The following is a 15196-nucleotide window of genomic DNA, read 5'->3' as shown; positions in this document are numbered from 1 at the left end:
TGTTTACCTACTTTATTTTTAAAAGGGTTTCAGTTTTAGGTCTACGCCGTGCAATTAAATAGTTTTTAAAATCATAATCTACTGATAACCGAGCCTCTGGCGAGTCCTTAGATACCGATGTATATCGGTGCTCAACGAAGTTAATCAGTAGTCAACTTTGGCTAAAATCACTGCGGAGTATTGGCATATAAAATTCATTAGAATACAGATGTATTTGATGTCTGGAAAAAAGCCGTAAAACCGCATCTGTGAAGGTGTGGTTGAACGGCGAGATGGTTTATTGAATAATACTTGTTGTGTAAATGTAGAATAAATTTATTGGTTGACACAGAATACTTATAGACAGGAAGCAGACACAAGTGGGGCAAAAATAAGACAAAATAGGTAGGCGTTATGTAAACCATAAAAAAGGCAATAGAAGTGACCTGCTTTGCACAGGTTTAGGAGTTTTATTACGCAGGGTCATCTATTGCCTAAAGGTTTCAGGTATTTTAGTGATTTTTGATTACTCAGGGGTTGAAACCTCCGTAAGTATGTATGTACCAAGACAAAATTAAATATACCTAATATGCAAGTATAACTATCATATTATGAGAGATTTATCTTTACTTATAGCTAATTGCACCGATATTCATCGGTATCTAAGGACTTGCTGCTACTTACTCAGCTATGCGCTTTTTTTATACCTTCAACTGCTTGAGTAAAAAAGACTACACCACATTGTGGAGCAGCCTTTAGCTTTTCCAACAAATTGTCTATATCTGATAGCAAACTTATGCTTAATAAAACCATGTTTGTCAGTTTTACTGGCATTTAGAGTGGATGCCCACAGGAAATTAGGTGCCATCAGAAGGTAATGTAGCAATTGGGCAACCATTTGGCTATTTTACGTTGCTCTTGCCTGGCAATTGGATTGCCAGTTAAATTTAAGTGCTTGAGTTTTTTTAATGCTCTTATTTCTTTGGGCAAAGTGGTGAGGCGATTATGGGAGAGAAAAAGCCCTTCTAAGTTTTGTAAAAACCTTATTTCTTTAGGCAAACATGCCAACTGATTATAACTCAGATTTACCTGCTTCAGGCTTGTGATGTTGCCCACCTCTTTGGGTAAGACTGACAAATAATTACAACCCAAACTCAACTTTTGTAGCTTACCCAATTGCCCCAAGCCTGCTGGCAAAGCAAGCAACAAGTTGTTTTCAAGGTTGAGCAAGCGTAGGTTTTGTAAGTTGGCAATTTCTTTGGGCAGCTCTTCCAGCGAATTGTGCCACAACCACAATTCCTCTAATGCTGTAAGGTCGCCTATGCCTGCTGGAATAGTGGTTAGCTGGTTTTTATTTGCCCATAGTTTGCGCAGGCTATAGCAATTGCCCAACTCTTGTGGCAATGCTTCAAGATTATTTCCATCCAGGTCTAGCAATACCAATTCTTCCAGGTATTTTACTTGTGTGGGGATATTACTAAGCCGACTGTAGCTTAAATTAAGGCTGGGTTGGTTTAAATTTACAATATGTTTTGCTTCGATGTGGTGGATATTTGTGCCAAAAAAGAAGTTGTACAATATCAGATAATCAGCTACAATTTGAGCATACTCATCATCTTTTGCCCCTTTGGCAATTTCTAGGGCAAGCCTCACATTTAACGTATCAGGTGATCTCAAAAGCTCAATAAATTTACCAGAATAATTCATGCCATATTTCAATAAAAGTGATTGGTTGTTTAATATATCTGCTAGTCAGGCAAATGATCAACAATAAGGTATGAAGCCAACTTATCTAATTGAGGCAATAAAATACACGAAGTTGTGGATGTATAAAGTAGACTTGTGTGTTTTACAACCCTGATAAAAAGTACTATACCTTGGGTAGATAGGTTATCTACTTTATGTCCCATCCAAGGAGTAGTTTTGTCTGGTGACTTGCCCAGGTTACCTGAAACAAATCAGGTACTTTGGGAGGCAAATAAATCTAACACCAATTATCGCAAAACATACAATGAAAAAACAAACCTTCGACTCAGAAAAAGCCCGTTTATCGTGGATGAAAAATAATTGTTCGACCACATCCCAACCACTTGATTATCCTGTATTGATCACTAGTAAAAACGATGAGCTACTGGTGAATGAGCGTGGCATCTCTATAACACGGTTTCAAGGAAAAAATGAGCCTCAGATGTTGGGTTATTTTAGACTTAAGAAAGATTTGGTGGGTATTTTACAATTGCTGACAAATAAGCTTTCACATAAGCAGATGATTAGCCTGGAAACCATCAGCCTGCCTGACATGGAGCGCGTATCTAGTCAAATAATTGGGTTTGTTGGTTCAAAAAAAATGACTAAAGGCCATGAGATAGATTGTCAGGTAATCATTCATAAAAGCGGAAAAATATCAAGTTGTTGGGTGCTAAAAAACCATCACCCAACTACCGGAAGCATTCAAGTGAGTGCTGATACCAGTCACTATCAGATAACCCTTGGCGGTAAAATAAAAACGATCAGGTAGGGTAGGTGCCATGTGGTAAATAATAAAATGTTTTGTTTCGGTAGTGTTTGATATGTATCAATAGTCCATATCAAATTCAAGTAAATGTAACGCACTTTTTAGGCTTGGAAATCAATAGGGTTATAACAAACCTGTTTGCCTGTTTTATTTTAAAAGGACGTTGGGTTTTATTCCCAAACACACCAGTAAATGGTTCCCAAGTTCATCATTGATTGATGGATGATGAGCACCCTATTTTGGCTAAAATTACTATGGAGCATTGATGTATAATGCTTAGGAACGTGATCGCCCCGTAAACGGGATTTCGGGCGTAGCCCTCAACAATAACCCCGATAAGAAATCGGGACTTTGAAGCTGTCCGGTTTGGAACATATTAGCTTTGCAAAGCTTGAACTTCGTTCTGCGGTTCTCTTTACTGACTTTCGTTACCCCGGCAGTTCCGCCGGGACTACGAGCTTTTTTCGCCGTAGCTATGGCTACGCCTACAAACCGATAGCTGTTTATAAATCCCGGTTCATCGGGGCAGCTTTGCTGCGCTGAGCTCAAAGGCTAAAAGTGCCTCAGCCAGCCTCGAGTATACGCCCTCAATCTCGATACTTATTTTGAACATGTTCCTTAGTATATAATAAAAAAAAGTATTATGCTTGAGTAGGTGAACAAATTCCGCAGCATTTAGTTGAAAAAAGTCATGTACACTTTACTTTCAACACCAGGCCTTTTCATCAAAAAACTACTCTTTTTGTTGTTGCTGGTGTTTTTATGTCTAATAGGCATACAGGCTCAGGTTTTAGGGCAAAACCAAGCATACATAGATAGCTTGAAAAAACGGCTTAAAAATAGCAAATCAGATACTCACCAAATACGTTATCTTTGGCAGTTGGGCGAATGCTACCTTAAATCAGACCCCGACCAGGCAAAACAATATATGAGCCAAGGTCTGGCGTTATCGCATGGTTTAAATTATTTAAAGGGACTTTTTAACCATTTTAGATTACTTGGCAAGCTCTATTACCAAAGAGGAAAATACAATAAGGCACGTCAGTATTACACTCAATTGTATAATAAAGCAGTAGCTGCCAAAAAGCCTGAAGTGATGGCTCATGCCCTTGCTTTGCTGAGCGATGTATATACCCAGAGAGGCTTACACAGCAAAGCAATTAGCACATGTATGCAAGCGCTAAAACTTGCAGAGCGGGTTAAAAATCCTCTGATTAAAGCCCAGATTTTTAATCGTTTAGGCATTACCTATCGTCATCAAGGAGCATACGATAACGCCGCCAAAAACTACGAAAAGGCTTTGTTGATACACCAACAACTCAATGATTTGCCTGGAGTAAGCAAAATCACGCTTAATCTGGGGTCAATTTATTTGTATGATCATCAATACCCAAAGGCAATTCAATATTATTTTAAAGCGCTCAGGATGAAGCAACAGCTGGGAGAAAAGGCAGGAATTGCCAGAGCAATGAGCAACATAGGGCATGCTTATTATTATCAGAGAAAGTATATACTGGCAGATCAATACCTTAAAAAAGCGCTTGAATTAAGACTACAGCTTAAAAACAAAGGAGGAGTGGCGATTACATTGCGTAATTTAGGGAAATTGTATCTTGCTTGGGGTAAATCTCAACAGGCCAAAATATACTTGAATGAGAGCAAAGCAACCGCTCAAAAAACACGAAAAAGAAACCTACTTAAGGAATTATACTTGTTGTTGTCAAAGGTTGACTCTGCTCAGGGCAATTTTTCAGTGTCTCTGGAGTGGCATAAGAAACATACCAAGCTCAAGGACAGCATTTTTAGCCTTAAAAAAAGTAAGCAAATTATCGAAATGCAAACCCTGTATGACACAGAAGCCCAAGAAAAAGAAAACGACTTGCTAAAAAAAGAGCAAGCACTACAGAAAATAGAAATCAAACAGAAAAACACACAACTTTTCGCTTCTGTAGCGGCTTCTATAATGTCGTTGGTAGCCATGTTGTTTTTTTACCATCAACGTCGACAGAAACAAAAAATTAATCATCAACTACAGGAACTCAATCAGCAGGTGTTGGTGAAGAACCAATCACTTTTGCAAAAACAGGAAGAAATCATTACTCAGCACGATGCCATAGAGCAACAAAACACTCTTCTAAAGCAACAAAATCACTATATCAGCCAAAGCATCAAAAGTGCAAAAACCATCCAACAGGCAATGCTCCCTTTTGAGGAACGTCTTCAGGCAGTCCTCAATGAATACTTCATTATTTATCAGCCTAAAGACATAGTTTCAGGTGATTTTTATTGGCTTGGGCAAGTGGGCAACTTGCGAATTATTGCAGCTGTAGACTGTACTGGGCATGGGGTGCCAGGTGCATTTATGAGTATGATGAGTTTTTCATTATTAAATGAGGTTGTTCAAACCCGAAAAATAACTAGCCCAGCAATCATTTTAGAAAAGTTAAATGCCATGATTCGCTATGCCTTGAAACAAGATAAAACCAAAAATAATAGTGGCTTAGATGCGGCATTTATCACCCTTGAAGGGCAAAAAAAACAACAGACACAAGTGACCTTTGCTGGTGCCAAGCGTCCTTTGTGGTATATAAGGCCAGAGAGTGGCTTGTTGGAAGAAGTGAAAGGCAGCTCCATATCGATAGGTGTTCAATATAAAAACAAACGTGAGTTTACCCAGCACGATTTTAAGTTAAATGTTGGTGCTCGTTTGTACTTGAGTACAGATGGTTTTGCTGACCAGAACGACAGTAAAAGAAAAAAAATAGGGGCTACAAAACTCAAAAAAATAATTGAAGATATTTCTCATCATCCCATGGAAGCACAAAAAAAACATCTGATGGAGTTTTTACAACAACATATGCAAGGTACCAGCCAGCGGGATGATATTTTATTGATGGGAATAAAAATTGATTGACGTGTTCTCTTGTAATTGTTCAAATTGGATAGTTTCAAAAACTATGTAACAAGGTGCATAAATGCCCAATCATCAAGTTTTTGGATCATTCGCTCATCGTGTATAGCAATGCCTATTCATTCCTCCCTGGCTTCACTTTTTGGTATACCTTGCAGGGAACCCTCTTGATTTTTAAGTCAAGTAATCAGTCGTGGTGTCATTCCTTAATGGTTTGAAATAGGTTAATCATATATTACTTATCATAATGTATTATTATAAAACTAATAATCAGCTTCAAATCATTTACCATAGTTGCTTTTTGCCAGAGGCGAATCTTGCCCAGGTTTTTTCAAGGTCACCAATATGTTTGTTATATTACCCCTTTGAATGGGTCAGGGGCAAATAGCAAGCAAATAAAGCCTAACATCATTGAAAACGGTTGACTAAAGAATGTCTTACCTCATGGCTTCCATCATCATTTTTATTATCAAACTTATCATGAACAATACGCAAAATTTACTAAAAACCATTTTCCTATTATTAGCCTTGCTGCTTGCCAGTGTCAGGGCCCAGGCACAGTTTATCACTATTTGGAAAACTGACAACCAAGGCATTTCTCAACCTAACCAAATCACCATCCCTGCCAAGGGCAACTACCAAATCGTGTGGCAAGAGGTGGGGCAGCCCCAAAACCAAGGCAAGACAACAGGCAAAGACACCACCACGCTTACCTTGCCCAAGGCGGGCAAATACCAAGTGAGCATTACAGGAGGCTTGCAATACATTCGCTTTGCCTACCAAGGTGATAAATTCAAGTTGCTCTCTATAGAACAATGGGGCGACATTGCCTGGAACTCGATGGAATCTGCTTTTGAGGGTTGTAGCAATATGAACTGCCAAGCTACCGATGCCCCCAACCTAAGCCGGGTAAAGTCGTTGGCCAGGATGTTTACCTATTGTGCGCGCTTTGACGGGAAAATTGGGCACTGGAATACCAGTAAAGTAACGAATATGTCCTGGATGTTTTCTGGTGCCGCCTCTTTTAACCAACCGTTGAATAACTGGAATACCAGTAAAGTAACGAATATGTCCTGGATGTTTTCTGGTGCCGCCTCTTTTAACCAACCACTTGATCAGTGGAATACCCGCCAAGTAACCAACATGAGCGAGATGTTTTTTGGGGCTAAAGTTTTTAACCAACCGTTGAATAACTGGAATACCAGTCAAGTAACGAATATGGCCTTGATGTTTTCTCGTGCCACCTCTTTTAACCAACCGTTGAATAACTGGAATACCAGTAAAGTAACCAACATGAATGGGGTGTTTTTTGATGCACAATCTTTTAACCGATTGCTTGATCAATGGAACACCAGCCAGGTAACGGATATGAGTGGGATGTTTTCTGGTGCCACCTCTTTTAACCAACCACTGGATAAATGGAATACCAGTAAAGTAACGGATATGAGTGGGATGTTTTCTGGTGCCACCTCTTTTAACCAACCACTGGATAAATGGAATACCAGTCAAGTAACGGATATGAGTGGGGTGTTTTTTGATGCACAATCTTTTAACCGATTGCTTGATCAATGGAACACCAGCCAGGTAACGGATATGAGTGGGATGTTTTCTGGTGCCACCTCTTTTAACCAACCACTGGATAAATGGAATACCAGTCAAGTAACGGATATGGGCGGGATGTTTTCTGGTGCCACCTCTTTTAACCAACCACTGGATAAATGGAACACCAGCCAAGTAACCAACATGGGCGGGATGTTTTCTCGTGCCACTTCTTTTAACCAACCGTTGAATAACTGGAATACCAGTAAAGTAACCAACATGAATGGGGTGTTTTTTGATGCACAATCTTTTAACCAACCACTGGATAAATGGAATGTAAGTCAAGCAACGGATATGGCTTGGATGTTTTCTGGTGCCGCCTCTTTTAACCAACCACTGGATAAATGGAATGTAAGTCAAGCAACGGATATGGCCTGGATGTTTTCTGGTGCCACCTCTTTTAACCAACCACTGGATAAATGGAATGTAAGTCAAGTAACGAATATGGCTTGGATGTTTTCTCGTGCCACCTCTTTTAACCAACCACTGGATAAATGGAATGTAAGTCAAGTAACGGATATGGCCTGGATGTTTTCTGGTGCCACCTCTTTTAACCAACCACTGGATAAATGGAATGTAAGTCAAGCAACCAATATGACAAACATGTTCAAAGGTGCCACCAGTTTCAAACAAGACCTCCGCCATTGGAAACGGTTGGATAGAGATTAAGAAAAGCTTGGCTTTTTCACCCAAAGGCAGGTGAGGTTGCCCCATGTTTTTAAGCATTAAGTGGCAGCAAGTCCTTAGATACCGATGAATATCGGTGCAATTAGCTATAAGCTGCAAATAAAGATAACTCTCTCATAATATGATAGTTATATTTGTATATTAGGTGTATTTAATTTTGTCTTAGTACATACTTTTATTTTTAAACTTATCATAAACAACGTGCAAAATCTACTAAAAGCCATCTTCCTATTATTAGCCTTGCTGCTTGCCAGTGTCAGGACCCAGGCACAGTTTGTTACTATTTGGCAAACTGACAACCAAGGCATTTCTCAACCAAATCAAATCACCATCCCTGCCAAGGGCAGCTACCAAATCGTGTGGCAAGAGGTGGGGCAGCCCCAAAACCAAGGCAAGACAACAGGCAAAGACACCACCACGCTTACCTTGCCCAAGGCGGGCAAATACCAGGTGAGTATTACAGGAGGCTTGCAATACATTCGCTTTGCCTACCAAGGTGATAAATTCAAGTTGCTCTCTATAGAACAATGGGGCGACATTGCCTGGACTTCTATGGAATCTGCTTTTGAGGGTTGCGAAAATATGGACTGTAAAGCCACTGATGCCCCCGACCTAAGTCGGGTAAAATCGTTGGCAAGGATGTTTGCCCATTGTACCCGCTTTAATGGAAAAGTTGGGCATTGGAACACGAGCCAAATAACCAATATGACAGGCATGTTTATGAGGGCTGACGCTTTTAATCAACCCATTGGAAGCTGGAACACCCGTCAGGTAACCGATATGTCTAAAATGTTTTACTGGGCCACCACTTTTAACCAACCTATCGGAGACTGGAACACCCGCCAGGTAACCCAGATGGAAAGGATGTTTGAAAGAGCCAAAGTTTTTAATCAACCCATTGGAAACTGGAACACGGGTAAAGTAACGAATATGGAAGGGATGTTTTATCGGGCTGCCTCTTTTAACCAACCCATTGGAGACTGGAACACGGGTAAAGTAACGAATATGGAAGGGATGTTTTATAAGGCAACCTCTTTTAACCAACCCATTGGGGGCTGGAATACCCGCCAAGTCACCCAGATGAAAGCGATGTTTTCTTGGGCCAAGGCTTTTAATCAACCCGTTGGAAGCTGGAACACGGGTAAAGTCACCCAGATGGCTTGGATGTTTTCTTGGGCCAAAGTTTTTAATCAACCCGTTGGAGGCTGGAATACTAGCCAAGTAACCGATATGGAAGGAATGTTTTATAATGCTGCCTCTTTTAACCAACCACTGGATCAATGGAACACTCGTCAAGTAACCAATATGTCTAAGATGTTTTATTGGGCAAGAACTTTTAACCAACCCATTGGAAGCTGGAACACAGGTAAGGCAACGAATATGTCTAAGATGTTTGAGAAGACAATAGTTTTTAACCAACCCATTGGGAGCTGGAATACGAGTAAAGTAACCCAGATGACCAGGATGTTTTATTGGGCAAAATATTTTAACCAGCCCATTGGAAGCTGGAATACGAGTAAAGTAACCAATATGAAAGAGATGTTTTCGAGAGCCACTGCTTTTAACCAGCCTATTGGCAAGTGGAATGTAAGCCAGGTAACCAATATGATGAACATGTTCAAAGATGCTACGAGCTTCAAACAAGACCTCAGTCATTGGAAGCAGCTAAAGAGGTAGTTTGATAGACATAAAAGCCTGATTTTTTCCATGCCTTGAAAATTTATGGAGGGGTAAAGACAACGCTTATTTTTAATTAATCGTTATATTTGCAAATATGAGAATTTTTTAAACTTTTGCCTTAAGACCTGCATATTCAAAAATCACTATTGATAAAACCCCATGCGAAACCCTCTAAACGATTTTAATTCTTACAAGATCAACTCCATATCACGGTACTTTAGAAGCCACGATTTTTTGCGGTCTTTAGCCATGACTTTCTTAATGCTTACCACCAGTTGCTTGCTTTACATTACAGGGCATCATCACTATATATTAGGCAACTGCATTGGCATTTTATTGACATCGTTTAATGATATGCCAGGCAAAGCAACCAACCGAAGCCTGGCCATGGTGCTCAGTACGCTTTTAAGTGCCCTGATCATCATTGTTATCAATCTGCTACAGTTTTCACTGGTGTTCATGCTGATATTTATCGCCTGCACCACCTTTGCTTTGTACATGCTTTCGGCGTTTGGAAATAGGGCAGAAATATTTGCATTTGTGGGAGCCCTTGCCATTTCTTTAGGTTTTGTAGGAGACCACCAAGGCAAAGAATTGTTGGTATACGCGCTGACTATTTTTTGTGGTGGAATATTTTACGCAATAGCATCATGGATATACCATTTGCTGACAAAAAACCGACAAATTAACGAACAGCTGGGCGAATTGGCAAAGCTTACTGCAGGCTATCTGAAGCAGGGCATAATTGCAGCAAAACGAAGCGATGCCAAGGAAGAGGTCAACCAAAACCTGCTGGGTTTACAAATCAATATTATTGAAAAACAGGGAAACCTGGGGGTATTGATATTGTCGAATCGTACCATTACCAAACCTTCAAGCAAAAGAAACCGACAAATGTTTCTTTTAAAACAATTGATCGATTTTATGGAATTGGCGGTAGCCACCCCGTTAAACCTGGCTAAAATAAAGGCACTGCCCACTACCAATGAAGCCACGCTTGCCCCCTTTATCAATGTAGCAGAGCAAATATATCATCAGTTGTTCCTGATTACCAAAGAGCTAAGAAGCGCAAATGTTTCTCACATCAGTAAAATTCAAATTGATTTTGATGAAGTAGAAGAGACTATACAACGTTTTTTTAAAACTGTAGACCTGCCACAAGCGCGGGAAGGTGTTTTGGTAATGCACCACTTACTTGATCATTATAAGCTACAAATAAGGCATCTTATGGGTATTATAGCGTATATAAATACCCCTGAATCTATCAAAGAGCTTGCTCTCTCAGAAAACCAGCAAGGTTTGTTTTATCAAAAAGAATCCTACCATTTACGTCGGCTTATGCCCCATGTAAATATAAACTCGCCTGTGTTTAGGCAAGCCGTTCGGATGGCTTTTGGCTTTGTCTTGGCTTACTTGTTAGGCGCTCTGTTGGACATAGAAAAAGCGTATTGGATTATGCTTACCACATTGCTGATCCTTCGGTTAAGTTATGGCATCACTATGCAAAGGGCTCTCAAGCGCGTAGTGGGTACGGCAATAGGGGCAGCTTTAGCCTTATTATTACTCCAAATATCCACCTCAATTGTGTTTTTTGTGGCATTGGCTGCGCTTGGCATGTTGTTTTCATTTTCGCTTTTGGTGCGCAACTACACCTTGGCCTCCCTGGCAATTACCTTATGTATTATTTTTTCATTTGCCTTGCTGGATACTCACCTGCATACCATCATCGCTTTTCGGTTGATAGACACCATCATTGGCGCGCTTATTTCTATCGGCGTTGCTTATTTTGTATTGCCCTTCTGGGAGTGCCAATCTTTTGAGAGAAATATAACAAATGCAGCCAAGGCCAATCAATCTTTTTTACAAGAAATATTATTTTCTCATTTTTCAGACAAGCCCAGTGATACAAGTTATCGCTTAAAGCGAAAATCGGCCTATATAGCAAGCAGTGTACTGAATGCAAACCTCCAGCGCTATACTCAAGACCCCAAGTCTAAGCGAGGCAAGTACGACTTGTTTTATGACCTGGTCGCCCTAAATCATTCCATTGTGTCATCTATCACAAATTTGGGCAACTACCTCAAAGGGAAGCAACTTACCACATTACGACCTGTTTTACAGGAAATTTGTTCGCACCTTGATCACGACTTTGATGCTATATTGGAAACTAAAAACAACCTACCAGGCAAGGAAAAAGCCTATAGTAGGTTGGCTCTTTATTGGCAACAGCTAGAAGATGCACACAATGCCCAATATAAGCTGGGCAACACCGCTATAGACGAAGTGCTTAAGCCCGCATTTAAAGAAGCACATATTATTAAACAAGAAATGCAGCGAATCAAAGAGTTATTGCAAACGATGAAAACTCAGGCAAAAGGGGCTTTTTGATGACAATGTTGGGGTGATTATTAACATAACAGCTTTCGGTTATGATACCAGTCAAGGTTCCTGATAAATATCGTATTCAGATGCGTTAAACCAGGCTTTATCGAGCTTGTAAATTCTTCGAATCAAGTCCGTAGATTTTGTTTTTTTTGAGTAATTTTAAAACTGTTTTTATACCCTTCCCAGCTCTTTTAAGCCCTAGACAATGCGTCATTAATAATCGTATCGGGTGGCAGTGTCTCCATGTCCGATTAATGCCTTGAGTTCCTCAAGCTTCAGTGGACTTTATCACTTTTTATAATACACTCTAACGCCTTCGTTTGTGTCTCCACAAGCGAATAAAAAGTCAAAATATCGACATACATTGATGCAACGATTCGATTGTGAGGACACAACCAAAGGCGATGATGATGTTATTTATTGATGGTCAAACAATTAAGTTGAAAGAGATTTTTAGTCATAAATTTTATAAGAATGCCCTGTCGAGTTGTTTATTTTGGAACTGCTTTACAAATGTTCGTAGAAAAAGGCGCGTCAGGAGGAATGACTGTGTTTGTGAGCGAAAGAAATAATCCAGCTGCAGTCTCATAAAACCCTCATTCTTTCCTGCCTAGGATTGAAAATATTTACCCAAGCTTTGAAATATTATCAAAATCTGGGTTTTCCATAAAATTGGATCGTTTCAAGGGGTACACCAAATTACTTAAACATCTCTATCTGGATTGGAGTTCCAAGTCAGTCGATCTTCAAGGTTAGCAATCTCATTTGTCCACTGTTCTTTTTGTTTCCTTGAGGCATTTGGATTCGATTCAAGCAGATGACTTAAGGTTATGATTTTTTCGCGAATTTGTCTTTTTTCTGCTTCTATAAAATTTGGATTTTCCATAATTGATTATTATTTGTTTAGAAAATGGATACTGAGGTTTAGTTAAGAGTTGGCAACAATAATTGTCGTTGCCAACTCAGTTTTTGGCAAAAGGATTATTAAGTTTGAAATGCTATTTACCTCTCCAGCTCAATTGTAGTACGAAGATAGTATTCTGTATTTGCTGGGTAGGCTATATTGCATCGAGTTGCTCCTAGCATTACCTGAGCTGCTTGCATCCCTGATGGCTGACGAGCAATAATGGCTTTAAATGCTAAGAGCAAGGCTTGAGTATAATAAGTCTTAGCTTTGATTTTGAAAGAATTGTAAGTTTGAGGATTGAGTCTAAAATATAGAATATAGTTACAATCATCAGGTTCTGAGGTTGTGGCTGCACGCCCTACAGCATAACAAGCAGATGGATTATTGATGCTGCTTGATAAATATGCTCTTCTATTAAAGTCATAAGCCAAACACCCTGTAGTTCTATTGGCATTTGTTAAATCACTGGACAAAGTTTCAAAAACTTTACCCAATTCTGCCTCATCAATTTGGTTAAACGGTTTTTGATAGATGTCTAGCGAAATGTCTTTCAACCGACGATAGGCAACCATTGCTGTTTGCACTTTTTTCTCTACATTGGTGTCAGATTCTTTTTTGGTGCCACCACTTTTTTTAAGCAGGTAACGATAATTTTCTTCAAAGAAAGTATCCAGTTCCTGAGCAGTCAATGAACGATAGTCTTTGTCTATAGTTAGCTTTTCCTGAGGCGAAAGGTCAGGTGCATGAACCAATTTTACCAAAGACGTAATATTCACAGATGGATGATGAGGTGTAGATGATTTTTGAGGAATCACTGCTTTTTTTTGTTGACAGGCAAAAGCTACCAAAATTAGCAAGCCTAGAACAAACACTTTTTTAAATTTCAACATTTTCGTTTTGTGTTTTGAGATTGTTAAAAATAATTAGTTGCTGCAATGATAGGATGGAAAGTGAAAAGAATCAATTTTTAAATAACCTTTGGCAATATTTTCCGATAATTCTACAAAATTTCACGAAATTCTAAATATAAATAATTGGTATTCAGTTAGTTGTTATGAAGGAGCAAATTCACAGCCTTAGCAGACATCAACAGTTTTTGATGCTTGGAGAAGTAATAGATTTTCTTAATAGCCAAGGTATCTTACAAAAAGAGATCGCCAAAAAAATCAAAAAAGGAAAGCCTGCTATAGGGCAAACCCAACTCTCACAAATTAAACAATATGGAAAACGAACAGAAGACGAGCAGGTTGAACTTAAAGCAAAGTTTGGTAAACGCCTTCAAGGTGTATTATTGGACATTATACAAGCTTATTATTTGCAATATGATCTACAAAAAAGAGAATGGTCTATCAAGGAACCCAACAAAAAGACTCAGCTTAAATTTTGGAAATTGTTTGATAATGATTCTGGTAGAAGAGCTGTGGCTCTGGCTTTGCTGAGCTTGTTGATTGCTACTATAGCATTGTCGCTAGTTTTTCTAAAATCAGGAGGGAGGAAAAAATACAAAGGCAAGATAAGGTTAGATCGAATCGAAGGGCAGACCGTCTTTTTTACCTTTGACCTTACTCAAGTTCCTAAGGGGGAGTTGGCAGTGTTTGATTATGACTTAAACATATATGATGTTAGGGTTGCTACCAAGAAAGATACATTGAAGGAAAGGTTTGGACGGTTATCTCAGTTTTATGGAAGGCCTGGCAACTATGTAGCAAAACTATGGGTATCAGGGTATCTGGTTGACTCGGTGGCTTTTACTCTAGAAACCAAAAAGTGGCAGGGCTACGCAAGGCAACGGAATGCTAGTAAATTTGAAAAAAATGACATGTTTTTGTATTGTGATTTGACCCAACGTCATGGTATAATGCATATACCAGATACTATGGGCAAGTATGTTTGGACCAACATATTTTATATAAACTCGTTTCCAGTAAGTGGAGATAATTTTTGTCTAGAAACTAGAATCAAAAATGGAAAGAAAAATGGAGGTTTGTATGCTTTTGATGCAACTGTAGGCATATATGGACAAAACAAAGATAAAATAGCGGCCAACTTTGTAACCAAAGGAACTCATCACTATGCGTATGTAAATCTTGTAGATAAAAAGATAAGTGGAAAAAGAGAAAACCTTGGTAGGTTTGGGATTGATTTATCATATTGGAGAGTAATTAAAATAAAGGCATACAATAGCAAAGTTAGCTTTTTTGTAGATGATCAAGTAATAGGAAGCTTCCTGTATGCAAAGCCTTTGGGACAAATCAAGGGCTTGTATTATACCTTCAAAGGTACTGGTATGGTCGATTGGGTAAAAATAACCGGTAACGATGGCAATATACTTTATGAAGATAATTTCAATAACTGTAAGGAGTAAATAGAGTGATCATTGTGATTACAGCATTACATTGTATCCCTCCCAGTAAGTACATGTTTACATCTGCTATTTGCCTGCTTACCTTTGCATTAAAAAGATATGAATAAAGAAAAGAAAATGTTTGGTTTGATAGAGTTGTGGGAGCAAAGTGGCCAAACTCAACCTGTT

At 39.1% G+C, this 15196-nt stretch carries 9 protein-coding genes; 6 read left to right on the top strand and 3 right to left on the bottom strand.

What is annotated here, in order from left to right:
• Window positions 1–846 precede the first annotated feature (846 nt).
• Window positions 847–1656, bottom strand: a complete 810-nt coding sequence (locus Q0954_RS28840; RefSeq protein WP_299463628.1) for a leucine-rich repeat domain-containing protein — start codon at window positions 1654–1656, stop codon at window positions 847–849.
• 334 nt (window positions 1657–1990) lie between these two features.
• On the opposite strand from Q0954_RS28840, the gene Q0954_RS28835 reads away from it, so the two are divergent.
• The 5 genes from Q0954_RS28835 to Q0954_RS28815 all read left to right on the top strand — a co-directional run bounded on the left by Q0954_RS28835 (window position 1991) and on the right by Q0954_RS28815 (window position 11759).
• Entirely contained in the window at window positions 1991–2497 is a 507-nt protein-coding gene (locus Q0954_RS28835; protein ID WP_299463625.1) for a hypothetical protein, read from the top strand.
• Between the two features lie 688 nt (window positions 2498–3185).
• The gene (locus tag Q0954_RS28830; protein ID WP_299463622.1) at window positions 3186–5408 is read left to right on the top strand and encodes a tetratricopeptide repeat protein; all 2223 of its coding nucleotides are present in this window, start codon (window positions 3186–3188) and stop codon (window positions 5406–5408) included.
• A 477-nt stretch (window positions 5409–5885) separates the two neighbouring features.
• On the top strand, window positions 5886–7673 hold the full coding sequence (locus Q0954_RS28825; protein WP_299463619.1) for a BspA family leucine-rich repeat surface protein: 1788 nt from the start codon (window positions 5886–5888) through the stop codon (window positions 7671–7673).
• A 219-nt stretch (window positions 7674–7892) separates the two neighbouring features.
• Window positions 7893–9368, top strand: a complete 1476-nt coding sequence (locus tag Q0954_RS28820) for a BspA family leucine-rich repeat surface protein (protein ID WP_299463616.1) — start codon at window positions 7893–7895, stop codon at window positions 9366–9368.
• A gap of 162 nt (window positions 9369–9530) precedes the next feature.
• Window positions 9531–11759 carry an FUSC family protein gene (locus Q0954_RS28815; RefSeq protein WP_299463613.1) on the top strand — a complete coding sequence of 743 codons (2229 nt, stop codon included), beginning with the start codon at window positions 9531–9533 and terminating at the stop codon, window positions 11757–11759.
• Window positions 11760–12459: 700 nt separating this feature from the next.
• Here the strand turns inward: Q0954_RS28815 and Q0954_RS28810 are convergent.
• Both Q0954_RS28810 and Q0954_RS28805 read right to left on the bottom strand, forming a co-directional pair.
• On the bottom strand, window positions 12460–12642 hold the full coding sequence (locus Q0954_RS28810) for a hypothetical protein (protein ID WP_299463610.1): 183 nt from the start codon (window positions 12640–12642) through the stop codon (window positions 12460–12462).
• Window positions 12643–12758: 116 nt separating this feature from the next.
• Window positions 12759–13553, bottom strand: a complete 795-nt coding sequence (locus Q0954_RS28805; RefSeq protein WP_299463607.1) for a hypothetical protein — start codon at window positions 13551–13553, stop codon at window positions 12759–12761.
• Window positions 13554–13717: 164 nt separating this feature from the next.
• Between Q0954_RS28805 and Q0954_RS28800 the strand changes: the two genes are divergently transcribed.
• Window positions 13718–15028, top strand: a complete 1311-nt coding sequence (locus Q0954_RS28800; protein ID WP_299463604.1) for a hypothetical protein — start codon at window positions 13718–13720, stop codon at window positions 15026–15028.
• Window positions 15029–15196 lie beyond the last annotated feature (168 nt).

This window comes from uncultured Microscilla sp. (assembly GCF_947493425.1).
In the GTDB taxonomy this organism is placed as follows: domain Bacteria; phylum Bacteroidota; class Bacteroidia; order Cytophagales; family Microscillaceae; genus Microscilla.
The sequence above is the reverse complement of the archived record's forward strand: the minus strand, read 5'-3'. Positions and strand labels throughout refer to the sequence as shown.